General features: G+C 65.4%; 18 protein-coding genes. 10 read left to right on the top strand and 8 right to left on the bottom strand.

Annotation, left to right across the window (positions count from 1 at the left end; all coding sequences use genetic code 11):
* Position 1: 1 nt before the first annotated feature.
* Entirely contained in the window at positions 2 to 997 is a 996-nt protein-coding gene (locus JQ616_RS20930; protein WP_249137025.1) for a VOC family protein, read from the bottom strand.
* A gap of 278 nt (positions 998 to 1,275) precedes the next feature.
* Between JQ616_RS20930 and JQ616_RS20925 the strand changes: the two genes are divergently transcribed.
* Positions 1,276 to 3,237 carry a putative bifunctional diguanylate cyclase/phosphodiesterase gene (locus JQ616_RS20925; RefSeq protein ID WP_212017510.1) on the top strand — a complete coding sequence of 654 codons (1,962 nt, stop codon included), beginning with the start codon at positions 1,276 to 1,278 and terminating at the stop codon, positions 3,235 to 3,237.
* Positions 3,238 to 3,258: 21 nt separating this feature from the next.
* On the opposite strand, the gene JQ616_RS20920 is transcribed toward JQ616_RS20925, so the two are convergent.
* Genes JQ616_RS20920 through JQ616_RS20910 form a run of 3 tightly spaced genes read right to left on the bottom strand, consistent with a single transcriptional unit; the run spans position 3,259 to position 6,053 of the window.
* Positions 3,259 to 4,239 (bottom strand): PDR/VanB family oxidoreductase, encoded by a 981-nt coding sequence (locus JQ616_RS20920; protein WP_212017508.1) that lies wholly within the window; start codon positions 4,237 to 4,239, stop codon positions 3,259 to 3,261.
* A gap of 12 nt (positions 4,240 to 4,251) precedes the next feature.
* Positions 4,252 to 4,998, bottom strand: coding sequence for a GntR family transcriptional regulator (locus tag JQ616_RS20915; RefSeq protein ID WP_212017507.1), 747 nt, complete (start codon positions 4,996 to 4,998; stop codon positions 4,252 to 4,254).
* 5 nt (positions 4,999 to 5,003) lie between these two features.
* The gene (locus tag JQ616_RS20910) at positions 5,004 to 6,053 is read right to left on the bottom strand and encodes an aromatic ring-hydroxylating dioxygenase subunit alpha (protein ID WP_212017505.1); all 1,050 of its coding nucleotides are present in this window, start codon (positions 6,051 to 6,053) and stop codon (positions 5,004 to 5,006) included.
* A gap of 194 nt (positions 6,054 to 6,247) precedes the next feature.
* Here JQ616_RS20910 and JQ616_RS20905 point away from each other — a divergent pair, with 194 nt between their 5' ends.
* From JQ616_RS20905 to JQ616_RS20870, 8 genes are read left to right on the top strand one after another with little or no spacing between them, the layout of a single operon-like run.
* Positions 6,248 to 6,961 (top strand): GntR family transcriptional regulator, encoded by a 714-nt coding sequence (locus JQ616_RS20905; protein WP_249137024.1) that lies wholly within the window; start codon positions 6,248 to 6,250, stop codon positions 6,959 to 6,961.
* 58 nt (positions 6,962 to 7,019) lie between these two features.
* Positions 7,020 to 7,985 carry an ABC transporter substrate-binding protein gene (locus JQ616_RS20900; protein ID WP_212017501.1) on the top strand — a complete coding sequence of 322 codons (966 nt, stop codon included), beginning with the start codon at positions 7,020 to 7,022 and terminating at the stop codon, positions 7,983 to 7,985.
* A gap of 1 nt (position 7,986) precedes the next feature.
* Positions 7,987 to 8,742 carry an ABC transporter permease gene (locus tag JQ616_RS20895; protein WP_212017499.1) on the top strand — a complete coding sequence of 252 codons (756 nt, stop codon included), beginning with the start codon at positions 7,987 to 7,989 and terminating at the stop codon, positions 8,740 to 8,742.
* Positions 8,721 to 9,527, top strand: a complete 807-nt coding sequence (locus JQ616_RS20890) for an ABC transporter ATP-binding protein (protein WP_249137023.1) — start codon at positions 8,721 to 8,723, stop codon at positions 9,525 to 9,527. The genes JQ616_RS20895 and JQ616_RS20890 overlap by 22 nt, the downstream gene beginning before the upstream one ends.
* A 7-nt stretch (positions 9,528 to 9,534) precedes the next feature.
* Entirely contained in the window at positions 9,535 to 10,335 is an 801-nt protein-coding gene (locus tag JQ616_RS20885; protein ID WP_212017495.1) for an ABC transporter permease, read from the top strand.
* A 13-nt stretch (positions 10,336 to 10,348) separates the two neighbouring features.
* Entirely contained in the window at positions 10,349 to 11,014 is a 666-nt protein-coding gene (locus tag JQ616_RS20880) for a polysaccharide deacetylase family protein (RefSeq protein WP_212017493.1), read from the top strand.
* On the top strand, positions 11,011 to 11,880 hold the full coding sequence (locus tag JQ616_RS20875) for a fumarylacetoacetate hydrolase family protein (RefSeq protein WP_212017491.1): 870 nt from the start codon (positions 11,011 to 11,013) through the stop codon (positions 11,878 to 11,880). The genes JQ616_RS20880 and JQ616_RS20875 overlap by 4 nt, the downstream gene beginning before the upstream one ends.
* A gap of 33 nt (positions 11,881 to 11,913) precedes the next feature.
* Positions 11,914 to 12,957 (top strand): cobalamin-independent methionine synthase II family protein, encoded by a 1,044-nt coding sequence (locus JQ616_RS20870; RefSeq protein ID WP_212017489.1) that lies wholly within the window; start codon positions 11,914 to 11,916, stop codon positions 12,955 to 12,957.
* A 66-nt stretch (positions 12,958 to 13,023) separates the two neighbouring features.
* Here the strand turns inward: JQ616_RS20870 and JQ616_RS20865 are convergent, their stop codons facing one another.
* The 4 genes from JQ616_RS20865 to JQ616_RS20850 form a co-directional block, all read right to left on the bottom strand.
* A complete protein-coding gene (locus JQ616_RS20865) occupies positions 13,024 to 13,986 on the bottom strand; it encodes a DUF2778 domain-containing protein (protein WP_349630027.1) in 963 nt (320 codons plus the stop codon).
* A 291-nt stretch (positions 13,987 to 14,277) separates the two neighbouring features.
* The gene (locus tag JQ616_RS20860) at positions 14,278 to 16,659 is read right to left on the bottom strand and encodes a putative bifunctional diguanylate cyclase/phosphodiesterase (RefSeq protein WP_212017485.1); all 2,382 of its coding nucleotides are present in this window, start codon (positions 16,657 to 16,659) and stop codon (positions 14,278 to 14,280) included.
* Positions 16,660 to 16,805: 146 nt separating this feature from the next.
* Complete coding sequence (locus tag JQ616_RS20855) at positions 16,806 to 17,216, bottom strand: DOPA 4,5-dioxygenase family protein (RefSeq protein WP_212017483.1); 411 nt, start codon at positions 17,214 to 17,216, stop codon at positions 16,806 to 16,808.
* Positions 17,217 to 17,239: 23 nt separating this feature from the next.
* Positions 17,240 to 17,860, bottom strand: a complete 621-nt coding sequence (locus JQ616_RS20850) for a class I SAM-dependent methyltransferase (protein WP_212017481.1) — start codon at positions 17,858 to 17,860, stop codon at positions 17,240 to 17,242.
* 178 nt (positions 17,861 to 18,038) lie between these two features.
* Between JQ616_RS20850 and JQ616_RS20845 the strand changes: the two genes are divergently transcribed.
* Positions 18,039 to 18,743 (top strand): hypothetical protein, encoded by a 705-nt coding sequence (locus JQ616_RS20845; RefSeq protein ID WP_212017479.1) that lies wholly within the window; start codon positions 18,039 to 18,041, stop codon positions 18,741 to 18,743.
* Positions 18,744 to 18,767 lie beyond the last annotated feature (24 nt).

The raw sequence follows: 18,767 nt of genomic DNA, 5'->3' as shown, positions 1-18,767 counted from the left end.
GCTACTTCGCGAGGTAGCTCTCGAGCGTCACCGGCTTCGGCTTGATTTGCGGCTCGCGGATCGCAACATCGGCAAACGGCGTCGCCTCCTCGAACCAGGCCTGCCGCGCCGGCAATCCCCATGGAAACGAGATCGTGTGGTCGGACGGGTCCCAGCCGATCGGCTCGTTCTCGATGTCCATGATCTGGTAGTGCGTGTTGAACAGCTCGACGCGGTGCCCGTCGGGATCGCGCATGTAAACATACATCGCATGCCCCGGCCCGTGCCGCCCCGGGCCACGCTCGACCGCGGCGCCATAGCCGAGCTCGCCGGCGATATCGCAGGCGTTCAGCAGATGATGAATTTCAGGCGCGAGGAACGCGAAATGATGCAGCCGCGGCCCCGCACCGTTGAAGAACACGATGTCGTGCGGATTGCCCTTGCGTTGCAGGAACACGCCGCGCAGATCGAACGTGCCTGCGGGCGCGATGTACTCGCTGAGCCGGAAGCCTGCCGCTGTGTAGAACTCGCACGCCTTGCGCACCTCCGGCGTCAGCACCTGGTAGTGATCAAGGCGCAGCGCCGAGCCGCCGGCATGGCGAGTGAACTTGGTGATCATGCGCGGCTCGACCGGCATGGTCGCGCAGAACTCCAGCGGCGTGCCGGCCGGATCGGTCGCCTGCAGCGTGCGGCCCTGATGCGGCACGTCGGCCCAGGCAGCCCGGCAGCCCTGCGCTTCGAAGAACGCCTTGAGCCGGTCGAGGTCATCTTCCCTGAACACCCGCAAGCCGAGCCGCGCGCAGACGGCGCCCTCGCCCCGGCGCAACACAAGGCTGTGATGACAGGCCTCCTCGACGCCGCGGAAATAGAGCGCGTCGCCCTCCTCCGCGGTCAGGATCAGCCCGATCACCTTTTCGTAGAACTGTCGGCTCGCGGCGAGGTCACGCACGGTCAGGACGACGTGGCTGGCCCGCGTGATCCGGAACCCGGGATCGTGGTTTGTGATCGGGAGGCTCATGCTCAACCTTCTGGTTCTTGCCGTTTTCCTGCCGCTCGCGGGAACTCAAGTCATTGCGAAAAACCGGCGGGGGATCAAGCCACGTGGCGCTGGGCAGTCCTTGCCGGTCCGTGATCTCCCGTCACGCATTTGTATCGATTTGTTAGCAATGCCCGCCGGTGGAACCCAAGCGGCGCCCACGGCGGCACGGTCCGCTCCAATAGTTCATAGTTTGTCAAAGGTTTGCAGAGAATTCTTCGGTGCTGCGCCCTGGCCAACCGCGCAGCCAACGTAGTGAGATGCGTACCTATCTCAGATCATATTTCGCGGCCCTGTTCGCGGGTGACCTCGCGGCCTTCGGCGCACCACCGACGGATGAAGCGCTTGCCGGCCACATCCGCGCCGAGCAGGTTTCGCTCGTGCTCGGCTATTCCTTCGGCATCATGCTGGCCAACGCCTGCAACGCGCTGGTGCTCGCCGCGGCACTCTGGCAATCGCCGGACTGGATCTTTGCGCTGATATGGGCGGCCGCCGTCAGCAGCGCCGCGCTGTTCTTCGGGTTGCAGGCGCGCGCATCGCGCCGCTTCGCCAAGCCGCAATTCGTGTCGCGCCGAACCATGTACCGCCTGGTGCGCAACGCGCTGGCGCTCGGCGCGGCCTGGGGCGTCGTCCCGGTCGCGTTCTTCGCCGGCGCATCGAGCGGCGCGCAATTGGTGATCACCTGCCTGTGCGCCGGAATGCTGGCCGGCGGCGCCTTCGCCTTCTCGACGATTCCGATCGCCGCGATTGCTTTCACCGGACCGATCTTCGTCGGCACCGCGATCTGCCTCGGCCGGGACGGCGACTTCATCTATCTCCTGATGGCGGTGCTGGTGCTGGTCTACGGTTCAGTGCTGCTGCGCGGCGTGTTCGTCAACGCCTTCGAATTCAGGCGGCGGATCATCGCCCAGCACGAGGCCGAACGGACGGTGCGGCAGGACCCGCTGACGCATCTGCCGAACCGCGTTGCCTTCAACGAGGCGCTCAACGGCGCCTTGAGCCGGCTCGAGCGTTCCGGCGAGGAATTCGCCGTGCTGCTGCTCGATCTCGATCGCTTCAAGGAGATCAACGACAGATACGGCCATCCGGCCGGCGACGAGTTCCTGGTACAAGTTGCGGCCAGGTTGCAGCGTTGCACCCGCGCGGCCGAGCATGTCGCGCGGATCGGCGGCGATGAGTTCGCGCTGATCATGTCCAATCTGACGCGGCCCGACGATGCGCTGGCGATCGCCGAACGGTTCGTCGCCGCCTTCGCCGATCCGTTCCGGATCGACGGGTTCGAAATCACCAGCGCGATCAGCATCGGCATCGTGCTCGCGCCGCGCGACGGCAACACCTCCCACGATCTGCTCAAGCATGTCGACATCGCGCTCTACCGGGCCAAGAAATCCGGCCCCGGCACGATCTGCTTCTTCGAGGCGGGCGACGACCAGTCGGCGCGCGACCGCCGCGCCTTGCAGCGGGATCTGGAACAGGCCATCGAGGCGGACCAGCTGTTCCTAGTCTACCAGCCGTTCCTCGACATCCGCAAAGGCCGCGTTACCGGCTTCGAGGCGCTGCTGCGCTGGCAGCACCCGACGCGCGGCCTGATTCCGCCGAGCGTCTTCATTCCGATCGCCGAGGAAAGCGGGTTGATCCACCAGCTCGGCGAGTGGGTGATCCGCCGCGCCTGTGCGATGCTGTCGCGCTGGCCTGACGACATCAGGATCGCGGTGAATTTCTCGGCGGTCCAGTTCCAGAACGTCGGGATCCTGCAGACCATCGTCGAGGCGCTTGCCGAGGCGAACGTCGCACCCAACCGGCTCGAGATCGAGATCACCGAATCGATGCTGATCTCCAAATACGGATCGGCGCCTGCGATCCTGAACGGGCTGCTCGAGCTTGGGCTGACGGTCGCGCTCGACGATTTCGGCACCGGCTTCTCGTCGCTGACCTATCTGCGCAAGCTGCCGTTCAGCCGCATCAAGATCGATCAGTCCTTCATCCGCGACATGTTGACCCAGCCGGATTGCGCCGCGATCGTCAAATCGGTGATCGGCCTCGCGCAGGACCTGCAGATCGGCGTCGTCGCCGAAGGCGTCGAGACCGCCGACCAGCTCGAATATCTGCGCCAGACCAGCTGCGACGAGGTGCAAGGCTATCTGATCGGCCGGCCGATGTCGGCCAGCGAGATCACCGCCCTGCTCGATCACGATCCGCGGCACTCGGTGCACGCAGCCTGATCCTGATCGCGCGCCTGCGCGTCAGGGCGCGTCGGCCCGATGCAGGGTGTCGATGGTGATGGTGCCGCGGGCGCGCGACACGCAGGCGCAGATCTTGCGGCTCTCCTGCTTCTGATGATCGCTGAAGAACACGTCGCGATGGTCGATTTCGCCGTCGACGTCGATCACGTCGAGCGCACAGACGCCGCATTCGCCGCGCCGACAGTCGCTCATCACCTCGTGGCCGGCCTCGTTGAGCACGTCCAGCATCGAGCGGTCGCGCGGGATCACGAACTCGGTGCCCTCGTCCCTGAGCCGAACGCGGAACGCCTCGGTCGGCAGCAGTCCGCTCGAGCCAAAGGTCTCGTAACGCAGATCGGTCATCGGCCGGCCGGATGCGTCCCAGGCGCTTCGCGCCGCATCCAGCATCCGCATCGGGCCGCAGAACATTGTCATCGTATCCTGCGGCAGGCCTGCGAACACGCGCGCAAGGTCGAGCCGCCTGCCCTCGTCGGCGGCATGGACGATGAGGCGATCGCCGAGCAGACGTTCAAGCGCTTCGAGATAGGCCGCATCGCTGCGCGCGCGCACGGCATAGTGCAGCGTCACGCCGGCATCGCGGCGGGCCAGTGCCTGCGCCGCGCCGATGATCGGCGTGATGCCGATGCCTCCCGCGATCAGGCAGAACTGCCGCCGCGTCCAGTCGAGCTGCACCAGCGAGGCGGGCTGCGTGATATTGAGCCGCGCGCCCGGCGCCAGCGACCACATGTAGCGCGAGCCGCCGCGGGAATCCGGCGCATGCCGCACCGCGATCCGAAACCCTTGCGGATCGATTTCGCCGACCAGCGAATAGGACCTGACCTGCGGCTGGCCGTCGATGGTGACGCCGACATCGATGTGGCTGCCGACGGGATAGGGCGCGCCGGTGAAATCGTCGGGCCGCAGCAGGAATTCTCGGATGCCGGGCGTGAGGTCGCGCACGGCAAGCAGCGTGGCGGACGTCCATGTTTCGATGAATCGCATGGCGCGCTCCGTTCAGCCGGCCGTGATCAGCGCCAGCGCCGGCAGCAGATCGAGATGGGTGCGGTTGCGCAGCGCCAGCCGTAGATTGCGCGCTGCAAGCCTTGCGTGCTCGCGCATGATCGCCTCGGCGCGCGTGCCCTCGCGGTTCTCGATGGCGTCGACCACCACGCGATGATGATCCTGTCCGATCAGCAGGATCTGACGCGCTTCGGGCAGAGCCGATTGCGCCATTACGAAGCCGCTCGGCGAGGCGAACGGCAGCGCCGAAGCGCGGTCGATCTGCCGGATCAGCGGCGGGCTGCGCGACAGCTCGGCCAGCAGCACGTGGAAGCGGGCGTTGAGCGCGACATAGGACGAAAACGCCTCGATCGAGATCGGCTCCTGCCGCACCAGGCCGTCGATCTCATTGAGGCATTGTTTCAACGGTTCGAGATCGCGCGACGAGACGCCGCGCTCGGCCGCAAAACGTGCCGCCAATCCCTCCAGCGTGCCGCGCAGCTCGATCGAATCGAGGATGTCGCGCTCGGAAAATGCCTTGACCATGAAGCCGCCGGACGGGATCACCTCCAGCAGGCCTTCCTCTTCCAGCCGGACCAGCGCCATCCGCACCGGCGTGCGCGACACCCCGGTGACCTCGACCGCCTGTAGTTCCGAGATGCGCTCGCCCGACCGCAGGCCGCCCGAAACGATCAGCTCGCGCAGCGCAAGCTGCGCCCGCACGGTCTGCGACACGGAACGATCGGCCTCGCGCTCCGCCATGCCGCCTACTCCGCTGCCTGCAACTGCTGCGGCGGATTTTCCTTCGCCACCATGCGGTCGATGACGCGCCGCGCCCACATCGCGCCGGCATCGATGTTGAGATTGTAGAACACGCGGTCCGGATTCTCGTCCATCGCGCGCTGCTGCGCTTCCAGGATGATCTCGTCCTCGTGGAAGATGCCGGCGACGCCGTCGCGGATTTCACTCGTCAGGCGCTGCTCGGTGATACGGTGACTGCGGACGAAGGCCCAGAAGTAATGGCAGGTCTTCTCGGTCTCCGGCGTGATGGTGTTGAGCACATAGCCGTTGACGCCTTGCGAGCGATCGCCCTCCGGCGCACCCGATCCGGCCGGCGCGACGCCGACGTCGATATTGACGGTACACGGCGCCTCGAAGCGGATGATCTGCCAGCGATCGACCGGGCCCGGCCTCTCGAGCTGCTTGGCCCAGAACGGCGGCGCATCGATGCCCTGCATCCAGCGCGTCACGGTGACGGTCTTCTCGCCATGGGTGACGTCGAACGGCGCTTCGGCGACCGCGTCATTGCCGATGCTCGAGCCGTGCACGAAGGTCTCGTGCGTCAGGTCCATCAGATTGTCGACGACGAGGCGGTAGTCGCATTTGACGTGAATGGTCTTGCCGTCGCCGGCCCAGGCCGGATCGTGATTCCAGTGCATGTCGGGCACCAAGGCCGGATCGGCGAGCGCGGGATCGCCCATCCAGAGCCAGATGAAGCGGTGGCGCTCGACGACGGGATAGGCGCGCACGCAGGCCGACGGATTGATCGTCTCCTGCGAGGGCATGAAGGTGCAGCGGCCCTGCGCATTGTATTTCAGGCCGTGATAGCCGCAGACCACGGTGTCGCCGTCGAGCCGGCCCTTGGAGAGCGGCACCAGGCGATGCCAGCAGGCATCCTCGAGCGCGACCACCTCGCCATCACCCGTCCGGTACATCACGACATGCTTGCCGCAGATCGTCCGCGGCAGCAGCGCGTGCTTGATCTCGGCATCCCAGCCGGCCGCGTACCAGGCGTTCATTGGAAAGGGCTTTGGCACGAGATCCTCCCTACTTTGCATTCTGATTGTATACATCGATACCCGAATTCCTGCCAACATCCAAAGAAATTTCGGCCATTCGAGCTATTTCAGTATACATAAGCTTCATCCACTGGGCCAGACCTCTGATAAAATCGATTTTCGATTGACGACGACAAAGTCGTCCGCCAGTCTGCCCAGCCATGAACATCGGGTTGAGTTTTCGCGAGGGCTTGGCCGGCGACGGGCCGCGAAGCCTGACATCGGCGGTTCAGGAGCGGCTGCGGGCCGACATCCTGTCGACCCGGCTGCTTCCAGGCCAGAAGCTGCACATCGCAGGCCTCGCCAAGCAGTTCTCGGTCAGCCTCGCCGCCGTCCGCGAGGCGCTGTCGCGTCTGGTGGCCGACGGCCTGGTGCAGGCCTCCGACCAGCGCGGCTTTCGCGTCTGCCCGGTCTCGCTCGCCGATCTCGCCGACGTCACGCAGACCCGGATCGACATCGAGGGACTTGCATTGCGGCGCTCGATCGAGCGCGGCGACGAGGCTTGGCTGTCGTCCGTCGCGACAGCCTGGGAATCGCTCAAGGCCGTGCCGCATCGCTATCCCGACGACCCCACCGTGCATTACGAGGAATGGGTGGTCCGCCACCGCATCTTCCATCGCGCGCTGGTCAATGCCTGCGGATCGCAATGGCTGCTCGGCTTCCGCGACGTGTTGCATGAGCAGAGCGAGCGCTATCGGCGGCTTTCGATCCGCCGCGAGGTCGGCAGGGCGCGCGACGTCCAGGCCGAGCACGCGGCGATTGTGGACGCGGTTTTCGCGCGCGACGCGGATGCGGCAGTTCGCGCATTGTCAAAGCACTTTGGCATCACCAAGGAATTCGTCGAGCTCGCGGCTCCGCGCATCGCGGAGGTCAACGGCACGTCCTGATCTACGGCGCACAAGGCGCCGCAAATAACAACAATCGATATTCGGGAGAAACAGAACCATGAGCATCACGCGCCGCCGCGCGCTGGCAACCCTGATCGCCACCACCCTGCTGGCCGGTCCAGCCTTCGCCGCCGACACGATCCGCGTCGGCCTGCCGACCAAGACCTATTGGCCAACCACGATCGCCGAGACCGCAGTGCGGCAGAAGCTGTTCGAGAAGGAAGGCATCAAGGCGGAGCTGACGATCTATCGCAGCGGCGCCGAGACCTTCGAGGGCATGGCGGCCGGAGCTGCCGATATCATCCTCGATCCGCCGTCGCTGGTATCCGCCGGCCGCAAGAAAGGCGTGATGTCGCGGATCGTCGCCAATGCCGCGATGGGCAATTTCGGCTGGCAGCTGATGGTGCCGACCAAGTCGACGCTCGAGGTCAAGGATCTCAACGGCAAGAAGGTCGGGATCACCGCGGCGGGCTCGGGCTCCGACCTGCTCGCACTCTGGACAATCCAGGACAGGAAGATCGACTTCACCCGCGTGCCGGTCGGCGGCGGCGGCCTGGTGCCGAACCTGCTCGCCGGCAATGTCGATGCCGCCGTGGTCTATTCACCGCTCAGCTTCCAGGTCGCCAAGTCGGGCGAAGCGAAGACCATCCTCGACTATGCGACCGCGGCGCCGCCGAACCTCACCGCGGGCTGGATCGTGCTCGACAAGTTCGCCGAGGCCAAGCCCGAGGTGGTGCAGAAGGCCGTCAATGCGCTCTATGGCGCCGTGCAGTTCATGCGCGCCAACCGCGACGTCACCGTGAAGCTGATCGCCGACCTCTACGAGATGCCGCCCGAGATCGCCGCGATGGAATACGACAACACCATCATGAAGCTCGAGACCGACGGCGACATGGGCGCGGCCAATGTGCCGGCAGCGGTGCAGCTGTCGCTCGATCTCGCCAAGCTCGGCGGATTGAAGGACATCGTTCCGGTCAAGGACGTGATCTCGACCAAATTCAAGCCGGTTCCGACCAAGCCATAACATGCAGGCCACCCTCACCATCAAGCTCGCGCGGGTCGCGATCGTGATCGCGATCTTCGCGCTGTGGGAAATGCTGTCGCGGACCGGCCTCGTCAATCCGCGCCTGCTGCCGTCGGCATCGGACACGCTGATGACGCTCGGCGATCTGCTGCAACGGTCGAGCGTACGGACGGATTTGCTGGTGACCGCGACCGAGGTGCTGACCGCCTTCGCGATCGCGGTGCCGATGGGCGCGCTGATCGGCTTCCTGATCGCGGAAAACCGCTATTTTGCCGATGTCGCGAAGCCGCTGTTGTTCTTCGCCTTCAGCATCCCGAAATCGATCTTCCTGCCGATGTTCATCCTGGTGTTCGGCGTCGGCTTTGCCCAGAAAGTCGGGTTCGGCTTCTTCTCGACCATCTTCATCGTGATCATGTCGACCACGACGGCCGTTGAATCGGTCAAGGTCGAGCATCTCACGGTGGCCCGCTCCTACGGTGCCACGCGCGCACAGACCGCGTTCCGTGTCTATCTGCCGAGCATGCTGCCGGTGCTGTTGGAGGCGCTGCGGATTTCGATGATCTTCAACCTCACCGGCGTGATCCTCGCCGAGATGTACGCCTCGCGCGACGGCATCGGCCACCAGATCGCGACCTGGGGTGAGAACTTCCAGATGAAGCAGCTGCTCGCCGGCGTCGTGATGGTTGCCGCGATCGCCATGACCTTCAATGAACTGATCAGATGGGTGGAAACACGATGCAGCCATTGGCGAACGTGACACCGTTGAAGCCGCCGCCGCGCGCCGGCGCGATCGAGGTGCGGAATGTCGGCCAGGTGTTCCGGACCAAGTCGCAGGACGTCGTTGCGCTGGAGGATGTCTCGCTCGACATCAAGCCGGGACGTTTCGTCGTGCTGGTCGGTCCGAGCGGCTGCGGCAAGTCCACGCTCCTGATGATGATGGCCGGGCTGCGCGCGCAGACCTCGGGCACCATCACCGTCAACGGCGCACCGATCCCGCAGCCCGATCCGAACCGGGTCGGCGTCGTGTTCCAGGAAGCGAGCCTGTTTCCCTGGCTGACCGCGGAAGACAATGTCGAGTTTCCGCTGGCGTTGCGCGGCGTCGCCAAGGCGGAGCGCCGGGCCAAGGCGCAGGACGCGCTCAAGCTGGTCGGCCTCGAAGGCTTCGGCAAACGCCACCCGCACGAGCTGTCCGGCGGCATGAAACAGCGCGTCTCGATCGCGCGCGGCCTGGTGCAGGATCCGCCGGTGCTGTTGATGGACGAGCCGTTCGCCGCGCTCGACGAGCAGACCCGCATGACGATGGGCGATGAGCTGCTGCGGATCTGGGCCGCCACCGGCAAGACCGTCGTGTTCGTCACCCACAGCTTAACCGAGGCCGTCTATCTCGCCGACGAGGTGATCGTGATGTCGCCGCGGCCTGGCCGCATCGTCGATCAGTTGCAGGTCAATCTGCCGCGGCCGCGGACCTACGAGATGCTGAGCGGCGACGCCTTCGGCGCGCTACGCGACCGCATCTGGCGGCATATCCGCAAATCGGCGTGAGACAGCGATGAGCGCGAAAACACTTCGCCATCTGATCGTCGCAGGCCTGCTCGTGCTGTGGGAGCTGCTGCCGCGCACCGGCCTGATCCCCGAGCTGTTCCTGCCGTCGCTGTCTTCTACCTTGCTCGCCGGCTGGAATGAGGCCGCCGAATACGGCCACGCGCTCGCGGTGACGCTCTACGAGGTCGCAGTCTCGATGGCGTTCGCCTGCGGCGGCGGCATCCTGCTCGGCGCCATCGTCGGCAGCCTGCCGCGGCCGCGTCTGCTGATCATGCCGATGGTCTCGAGCCTCTATGCGGTACCGCTCGTGATCCTCTATCCGGTGTTCACGGTGTGGCTCGGCATCGGCTCGGAGTCCAAGATCGCATTCGCCTCGATCTACGGCTTCCTGCCGACCATGCTGGCGACCGCGGCCGGGATCCAGACCATCGACCCGCAGCTCCTGCTCGCCGCCCGCAGCATGGGCGCGACGCTGAGCCAGCGGTTGGTTCGCGTCATCATTCCCGCCGCGATCCCGACCGTGCTGTCGGGCCTGCGGATCGGCGGCGCGCTCGTCATCGTCGGCGTGGTGGTCTCGGAGATGCTGATCTCCTCGGCGGGCATCGGCTATCTGATCTCGCGCTACCGCACCATCCTCGACAGCCCGCATGTGTTCGCCGGCGTGCTGCTGGTTTTGTTCATGGCGATTGCCTTCAACACCGCGATCCGCTGGATCGAGCGCAAGGCCGCGATCTGGCAGACCGGCACGCGCGCCGGCCAAAGCGCCGCCGACGAAGTCGGCTCCGGCGCGATGCAGCCGGCGACGTAAGGGGATCGCTAACGTGTTCGACCTCACGCTGACATTCGACAATGGACCCGAGCCCGAGGTGACGCCGCGTGTGCTCGATATCCTGGGCGAGCGCGGCATCAAGACCACGTTCTTCGTGATCGGCGAGAAGCTCGGCGATCCCGCACGCCGGCGGCTCGCGGCCCGAGCGCACGATGACGGCCACTGGATCGGCAATCACACGTTTACGCACAGCACGCCGCTCGGCATGCAAGCTGGCGCGGACACGGCGCAGCGCGAGATCGGCCGCACCCAAGCCGCGATCGGCGACCTCGCTCATGCCAACCTTTGGTTCCGGCCGTTCGGCGGCGGCGGCAATCTCGACGACCGGCTGCTGAAGCCCTCCGTGGTCACCTATCTCGCGCACCACAAGCACAGCTGTGTGCTCTGGAATGCGATCCCGCACGACTGGGACGATCCCGACGGCTGGACCGAGCGGGCGCTCGATCAATGCCGCGCGCAGCCATGGACGCTGCTGGTTCTGCACGATTTGCCGACCGGAGCAATGGCGCATCTCGGGAGCTTCCTCGATCGCGCCGCGGCGCACGGCGCCCGCCTCCGCCAGGACTTTCCGCCGCAATGCGTTCCGATGCGCAACGGCGAAATCGCACTTCCCATCGAAGCCTATGTTTCCTCCATCGAACAGAGTGAGAGACCATGAAGATCGCAAGTTTCAAGGCGGCAGGCACCGCAAGCTACGGCATCGTGACCGACGCCGGCGTGATCGACGCCGGCAAGCGGCTGAAGGCGTATCCGACGCTGAAGGCGCTGCTGACGATGGGCTCGCTGAATGAACTGAAGAAGCTGCAAAGCGAGCCCGTCGATCACGCGCTCAGGGATGTCGAGCTGCTGCCGACCGTGCCCGATCCCGACAAGATCTTCTGCATCGGCGTCAATTATGCGACGCACCTCGCCGAGAGCGGCCATCCGACGCCGCCGCATCCGATGATCTTCACCCGCTTCGCCAACAGCCAGGTCGGCGCCGGTCAGCCGATGATCCGGCCGCTGGAATCCGAGCGCTTCGACTATGAAGGCGAGATGGCCGTGATCATCGGCAAGGCCGGCCGCCGTATCCCGCGCGAGGCCGCGCTCGGCCATGTCGCCGGCTATGCATGCTACAATGACGGCAGCATCCGCGACTGGCAGCGCCACACTTCGCAATTCGCGCCGGGCAAGAATTTCGTCGGCACCGGCGGCTTCGGGCCGTGGATGGTAACATCAGACGAACTGACGGACATCAGCCAGCAGCACATCGCAACGCGCCTCAACGGCGTCGAGGTGCAGGCCGCGCCGATCTCGGACCTCGTGTTCGACGTCGCGACCCTGATCGCCTATTGCTCGACCTTCACCGAGCTGGTGCCGGGCGACGTCATCGTCACCGGCACCACCGGCGGCGTCGGCGCCTACCGCACGCCGCCGCTGTGGATGAAGGAAGGCGACGTCGTCGAGGTCGAGATTTCCGGCATCGGCGTGTTGCGTAACCCGGTGAAGGACGAAACCGCGGCAAGCGCAACGCGTGCGGCCTGATCCAGCCGCACCACCAACAAGAAGGAGGACATCATGAACCTGCCCAAGCACCTGCTGCCGACCACCGTCGTCGGCAGCTACCCGCAGCCGGAATGGCTGGTCGATCGCGCGATGCTGTCGAAATCGGTGCCGCGCACCCGCATGCACGCGATGTGGCGCCTGCCGGCCGAGCATCTCGAGGAGGCGCAGGACGACGCGACCATCGTCGCGATCCGCGACATGGAGCGTGCCGGCATCGACATCGTGACCGATGGCGAGATCCGCCGCGAGAGCTACTCCAACCGATTCTCCACCGCGCTTGAGGGTGTCGATGCCGACAATCCCGCTGTCATCACCGCGCGCACCGGCAACACGCAGACGCCGGTGCCGCGCGTGGTCGGCCCGGTGAAACGCAGGGGACCGGTCGAGCTGCACGACATGCAGTTCCTGCGCAAGAACACCGACCGTGCCGCGAAGATCACCCTGCCCGGCCCGTTCACGATGAGCCAGCAGGCCAAGAACGAGTTCTACAAGGACGACGAGGAGCTCGCGATGGCCTTCGCCGACGCCGTCAATGCCGAGGCGCGCGACCTCGAGAAGGCGGGCGCCGACGTCATCCAGCTCGACGAGCCCTGGGTGCGCAACAATCCGGAGCTGGCGAAGCGCTATGCGGTGAAGGCGATCAATCGCGCGCTGCAAGGCATCACGATCCCAACTGTCGTGCATCTCTGCTTCGGCTATGCCGCTGTCGTGCCGGGCTCGACCAAGCCGGCCGGCTATTCCTTCCTCGCCGAGCTCGACGACACCATCGCCGACCAGATCTCGATCGAGGCGGCGCAGCCGAAGCTCGATCTCGGCGTGCTCAGGGATCTGTCGTCGAAGAAGATCATGCTCGGCGTGCTCGACCTCGGTAATCCCGAGATCGAATCCGCGACTGTCGTCGCCGATCGGATTCGCAACGGCCTGAAGCATGTGCCGGCCGAGCGGCTGGTGGTCGCGCCGGACTGCGGCATGAAATACATGCCGCGGCAGATCGCGTTCGGAAAGCTGAAGGCGATGTGCGACGCGGCCGCGGTGGTCAGGACGGAGATCGGCTAAGCCGATCTCACCGATCAACCATGAAGAGGGTCAGTCGCCAGCACTGCTGGCGATGGGGCTCTCGGCCTAGGAGTTCGACGGCGAACGGCTCGAAGCCGATTGCGTGTCCTTGATGTTGATCACCACCGCGATGCGCTTGACCGTACCGTTGCGGTAGGCCTGCAGGAAGCGGTCGTAGTGCTTGACCGAGATGCAGCCGTTGGAGTCGCCGTTCGGCCCGAGCATGTAGCTATGGACCAGCAGGCCGACGCGCCCGAAGGTCTCGCTGCCGTCGACCGGGGTCATGCGCAGCGCGGGCACGCCATGGAACAGCTTTTCGCGCGGCTTCATCTCATAGATGCCGGGCGGCGTCGCACCTGCGTTGCGCGCATTCACATGCGCGGGATCGTCGAGCAGATTGCCAAGGCCCGAATGCGCCTCGAATTTGGTGCCGTCGGGCATGTACACGATGCGGCCGGTGATGTCGTAGACCGCCGTGGTGCTGTCATAGCCGAGTGCGCCGAGGTCGGGGCTCGGTCCGGACAGCAAGCCGTCATTCGGATCGAGCGAGGCCAGCTGGATCTTGCCCGGCATCATGTCGGCGATCTTCTGCAGGAACGTCCGGTTGTCGCCCTGCTGCACCGGTGCTTGCGGCGGTGGCGGCTGATCGTTCCGCGCCAGCAGATTGGCCTCGGCCGGACGCGAGCGCGGCATCGGCACCGCAGACGTGGATGGGGTTGTCGTCGTGGCCGCGACGGACGCCGTCGCCGGCTGGCTGGACGGCTGTTCGGTCTGGGTGTCGCGCAGCTGGCCGGCCAGCGCGTCCTCGATCTGACCGAACTCGGAATTGAAATCGCCGCGGCTCGAACGGAATCCGCGGCGGAGGGGATAATACAGTGAAGCCGTGTTGATCGTGGAGCGCGAACCGAAGCGATCGTCGAAGTTCAGCGATGCGGTGGTGTTTGCAAACGCGGATCCGTGCAGCCATGCGGTCGGGTCGATGCCGACCACCCAGGCGGCAAGGCCAGACGACAGGACGAGCGCGCTCACGGCGAACGCCGTGCTGCCCACCAGAGACACGCCACGCTTCGACTTACGCGCGGCAGGTTTCGTCGTACGTTGACCCATCATCCCCAAGTACGGTGCTCTGGAGCCTGTTATCCGGCCCACATGGGATTCACCGATCACTCATCATATCAGGGAATTAGAGTAAGGCATAATCGAGACGAAGCGGCCAACGACAGGTTTTTTAAACGTTTTTCGGATGGAAAGTGCCAGAGAATCAGCCCTGGGCGGGCTAAAACGGCCAAAAAAGTCCCGATTCGGGACAATTTCGGCGACTCAGGCGATCTTTTCCTCGCGCAGGGTAAGCACCGGCACCGGCTTCCCGATGGCGTAGCCCTGGACGTAGTCGACCCCGATCTGGCGCAGTTCGTCCAGAATCGCGAGGCTCTCGACGAACTCCGCGACCACCTGCTTCTGCATGATCTTGGCGGTCTTGGTGATCATCTCGACCATCGCGCGATCGACCTTGCTGTTCAGGATCTCCTTCACGAACGAGCCGTCGATCTTGATGATGTCGACCGGCAGGTGCTTGAGATAGGCGATCGAGGACATGCCGGTGCCGAAATCGTCGAGCGAGAAGCTGCAGCCGATCTCGCGCAGCCGCGCGATGAAGGTCTGGGCCTCGTCGAGATTGGAGATCGCGCTGGTCTCGGTGATCTCGAAACACACCACGGCCGGTGAAACATCAAGCTCGGCAAACAGCCCGGCGACGAAATCGACGAAGTCGCCGTCGCCGATGGTGGCGCCGGAGAGATTGATGGCGTAGCTCGCGATCTTGCGCGGGTGGTGTTTGCGCTCGGCGATGATCTCGAAGGCGCGGCGCACCACCCAGCGGTCGATCAGCGGCATCAGCCCGTAGCGTTCGGCCGCGGGCAGGAAGCTGCCGGGCGGCACCAGGGCGCCGCTCTCGTCGCGCAGCCGCAGCAACAGCTCGCGCCGGTCGTTGCCCTTGAGCATGCCGTTCATCGGACGGATCTCCTGCTCGTAAAGGCAGAAGCGACCCTCGTCCAATCCCTTGCGGATGCGATTGACCCAGCTCATCTCGGCGACCCGCACCGCCATGCCGGTATCGGACGGACGGTGCTCCTGGACGCGGTTGCGTCCCTTGTCCTTGGCGAGGAAGCAGGCGACATCGGCGAGGCGCAACGCGTCCTGCACGCCGGCGCTGTCAGCCAACCCGACCAAGCCGATGCTGGCGCTGATCCGGAAGCTCGAGCCCTCATGGACGAAGTTCGACTGCTCGACCACGGCCCTGATCCGCTCTGCGACGTCGGCCGCAACGTCATGCGTGGCCGAGCCGTCGTCGCGCAGCAGGATGCCGAACTCGTCGCCGCCGAGCCGCGCTACCAACCCGCTGTCGCCGACCTCGGCGGCCAGCAGCCGCGCCACCTGCTTCAGCAGCCGGTCGCCGGCCATGTGGCCGCAGGTGTCGTTGACGATCTTGAACTGATCGAGGTCGATCAGCATCAGGTCGGCGCCCGCGGCCGGCGCGCCCGACATCGCCTTGTGCAGCTCGAACTCGAACTGCCGCCGGTTCGCAAGACCGGTGAGCGCATCGTGCGAGGCGGCCCAGGCCAATTCCTCGACCAGCCGCCGTTCCGCGGTCATGTCGTGAATGATCATGACGCGGCCGGCCGGCTCGCCGGCATGCACGATCGGGGTCTCGACCACCGAGACCGGCACGCTGGAATGATCCGGCCGCACCAGCAGCCGCTGCTGCGGGCGGCTTTCATCGTCGGCATCTGCGCCCCGGAACGAACCCCGCACCGGTTGCTCGGCGATGCTGAACAGCGACGAGAGCTGCCAGCCGGTCACGTCCTGCCCCGACGTGATCAGCCGCTGCGCAGCGGCGTTCATGTAGCCGACGCGATCGTCCTGCGTGGTCACGATGACCGCGTCGCCGATCGAGGCCAGCGTGAGCTGGGCGCGCTCCTTCTCGACCGCAAGCGCAGTCTCGGCAAGCCAGCGCCGCCACAGCATCCGCCGCGTGTGGAACAGCACGATGCCGGCCAGACAGGCCGCGATCACGAGATTGACCAGCAGCAGCAGCGCAGAGACCTGGCGCGACGCCTTGCCCAGATGATCGGAGAAATCGACCGCGAGCGTGCTCATCGCGGCGTCGACCACGCCGATCCGCTCGACCCAGTGCCTGATCGTCGCAGCGGACGGATCATGCAGCGCGACGTCGTTCGCGGCCTCGTTCCTGATTTCGATCAGCTGATCGAGCAACGCATCGGAATTGCGCCAGGCCGTCACCGCGCCGGCAACGTGATGCATGGTGCGGAAATATTTGAACAGCCAGATCAGGCCGCCAATGTCGTCATCATGATTGCCTGCCTTGGCGAAACCGGCGCGGGCCACGGCGTCATTGTTGCCAGGCGATTCCAGCGCACGCCGCGCCGTGCGATCGGCGAGCGGCACCGCGATCGCGGCATCGAACTTCTGCAGATAGAGCGGCGCGCCGGTAGAGACATAGATCTGAAGATCGTGAATGGCGTCCTTCTGGCCCTTCGACCACAGGCTTTCGCCCGCCACATAGGCTCGCACCGCGGACATCACCTGCAGACTCCCGGCCGACAGACCGCCCAGCAGCAGCACGATCGCCAGCAGTGGCCCCACCACGCGCCACAGTGCCCAGCTTCGAAACGAAAAGAACATGCCCAATGCGCCCGACCCTGAAATTGTCGGGTAAGCCTAGGAACCGTGACTTAACCTCACGTTGCAAAACGCGATGAGTTTGAAACGACTTGGTTGTAACACAATCGCTTCAAAATTTACGCATCCCCACTATCAGCCGGCGCGGCTCAGGGACGCAATGTCGGCTGTGTGTTCGGCGACGGCGCCTGCTCCATCTCAGCCTCTTCGGGCAGCTTGTCGGCATGGACCGCAAGCGGCGTGCCGATCCAGAGCGGATCGTCGCGATGATCACGGCGCGGATTGGTCGTGTTGGGGTGGACAAGGATGCTCAGGCTGCCATGGTTCAGCATCAGCCATGGCACCAGGGTCGGAAACAGCTCGGCTGCAAACGCCACCTGGTACATCGCCTGATCGTGCGGGCCGACCTTGACGTCGTGCCAGCGCCCGAGCGTCACCAGGAAGCGCTCGCCCATCCAGTGGCGCAACCGCTCCGCTTCGCCGCGGCTCGTAGTGGGATCGTAGTAGACATGGGCGTGGTAGCTCGCGATCTCGCCGATCGTCCGTGGCGCGTCCGTCATCTCACCTCTCCTTCGGCGGCCGGTCACGTCCGCCGCAGCACACTGAATTGGAACGACTGCGTCGCGCCCCACGGCGTGACGTGTCGATGCGCCTCCTCGGCGATCAGCTCGAACGCCGGACCGATGATCCGGCTGAGCGTTGCCGGATCATAGCGCTGCACCGGCAGGCCGCTGCATTTTTCCGGACCGTCCAGCGCGAAGGTGCCGATCACGGCATGGCCGCCTGCCTTGACACCGCGATGCAGTCTCTCGAGATAGGCGGTGCGGTCCTTCTCCTCGACCAGAAAATGAAACGCCGCGCGATCGTGCCAGATGTCGAAAGCCTGCGGCGGTTGCCAGACCGTGGCATCGCCGGCGATCCAACGCACCGCGTCGCCGGCCGCGCCGATCCGCTCCCGGGCGCTCGCCAGCGCAGCTTCCGAGAGATCGAGCACCGTCAGATCGTGGAAGCCGCTCGCAAGCAGCGCATCGACCAGGCGCGAGGCCCCGCCGCCGACGTCGATGATCGCCGCGTCGCGGCTGGGCGCGATCGATTCGATCAGGCGTAGCGATGGCTGCGGATCGGCCTGCGACCAGCTCACCTGCTGTTCACCCTTGGTCAGATAGACGGTCTGCCAATGCGATTGGCGATCAGAAGCAGTCATGGCGATCGGTCCGGATGGCGGCAGCAGCCTGCCCTGTTAACCATGAGCTAGGCGCGGCGCTCGTCGGCGTCAACCGGCAGCGGCCAACAGGCGTGGCCGCGCAACCGCAAATGCCGCATTTGCTTCGTCGCATTTTCCATTTAACCTGACGCACAGGTTGAGATCGGGGCGTCCGGGGATGGCCAATTTCGGCTGGACACGCGGCAACAAGCCTGAACAAGCGGAGGACGCCGCCAGCGACTTGCGCGGTCTCAGCGATCCCTCGGCGTTTCTCGCCGCGCTCGACAAGGTCGTGCCGCGCTATCTCGATCTCGCCGACAATGGCGTGCTGGTCTATCCGGCCTGCAAGCGCAAGCCGGGCGACCTGCTCGGCGACGCCAGAGCGATCTGGGAGCACACGCGGCTCGAAGCGATGCGTTATATTCCGATGGTACCGCGCAAGGACGCGTCGCTGCTCGCCGATCCGGCGCGCCAGGCGGAGATGATCGACGCTTTCTTGCGGCAGCGCGCCCACGACAAGACCGTCGTCGATTTCACCGGGACGGCGATCGACGATTACGGGATTGCGATCTACGCCGGGCTGAACTGGCTGAACCATTGCGGCACCCTCGTGGGAGCTGATCCGCAAAAATTCTCCGGCACCTTGCGAAGCTTCCGCAAGGTCATGGTCGTCGCCCGGCAGTGGTGGGCGCTCGACGGCGCGGCGGAGCGCTGCCGGCAGATGCTGGAGGCGCGCGAGCGGCCGCCGCTGGTGTTCTTCCTGCTGTGGGCCGAATCCACCAACCTCGCGCGCGAGATCGCGATCGCGGCGGCCGGTGCAACAGCTACGGAAGACCTTATCGCGCGGATGCGCGCAGCCGACGATCCGGAAGAGCTGACGTAACGCGCGGAACGGACACCCCGGCCG

This window comes from Bradyrhizobium tropiciagri, assembly GCF_018130545.1.
Taxonomy (GTDB): Bacteria; Pseudomonadota; Alphaproteobacteria; order Rhizobiales; family Xanthobacteraceae; genus Bradyrhizobium; species Bradyrhizobium tropiciagri_A.
The sequence above is the reverse complement of the archived record's forward strand: the minus strand, read 5'-3'. Positions and strand labels throughout refer to the sequence as shown.

Coding starts and splice junctions, on each gene's coding strand:
- JQ616_RS20875 (WP_212017491.1), top strand. CDS start 11,011: ATGAAGATCGCAAGTTTCAAGGCGGCAGGCACCGCAAGCTACGGCATC.
- JQ616_RS20850 (WP_212017481.1), bottom strand. CDS start 17,860: ATGACTGCTTCTGATCGCCAATCGCATTGGCAGACCGTCTATCTGACC.
- JQ616_RS20845 (WP_212017479.1), top strand. CDS start 18,039: ATGGCCAATTTCGGCTGGACACGCGGCAACAAGCCTGAACAAGCGGAG.
- JQ616_RS20930 (WP_249137025.1), bottom strand. CDS start 997: ATGAGCCTCCCGATCACAAACCACGATCCCGGGTTCCGGATCACGCGG.
- JQ616_RS20925 (WP_212017510.1), top strand. CDS start 1,276: ATGCGTACCTATCTCAGATCATATTTCGCGGCCCTGTTCGCGGGTGAC.
- JQ616_RS20895 (WP_212017499.1), top strand. CDS start 7,987: ATGCAGGCCACCCTCACCATCAAGCTCGCGCGGGTCGCGATCGTGATC.
- JQ616_RS20920 (WP_212017508.1), bottom strand. CDS start 4,239: ATGCGATTCATCGAAACATGGACGTCCGCCACGCTGCTTGCCGTGCGC.
- JQ616_RS20890 (WP_249137023.1), top strand. CDS start 8,721: ATGCAGCCATTGGCGAACGTGACACCGTTGAAGCCGCCGCCGCGCGCC.
- JQ616_RS20900 (WP_212017501.1), top strand. CDS start 7,020: ATGAGCATCACGCGCCGCCGCGCGCTGGCAACCCTGATCGCCACCACC.
- JQ616_RS20855 (WP_212017483.1), bottom strand. CDS start 17,216: ATGACGGACGCGCCACGGACGATCGGCGAGATCGCGAGCTACCACGCC.
- JQ616_RS20870 (WP_212017489.1), top strand. CDS start 11,914: ATGAACCTGCCCAAGCACCTGCTGCCGACCACCGTCGTCGGCAGCTAC.
- JQ616_RS20860 (WP_212017485.1), bottom strand. CDS start 16,659: ATGTTCTTTTCGTTTCGAAGCTGGGCACTGTGGCGCGTGGTGGGGCCA.
- JQ616_RS20885 (WP_212017495.1), top strand. CDS start 9,535: ATGAGCGCGAAAACACTTCGCCATCTGATCGTCGCAGGCCTGCTCGTG.
- JQ616_RS20915 (WP_212017507.1), bottom strand. CDS start 4,998: ATGGCGGAGCGCGAGGCCGATCGTTCCGTGTCGCAGACCGTGCGGGCG.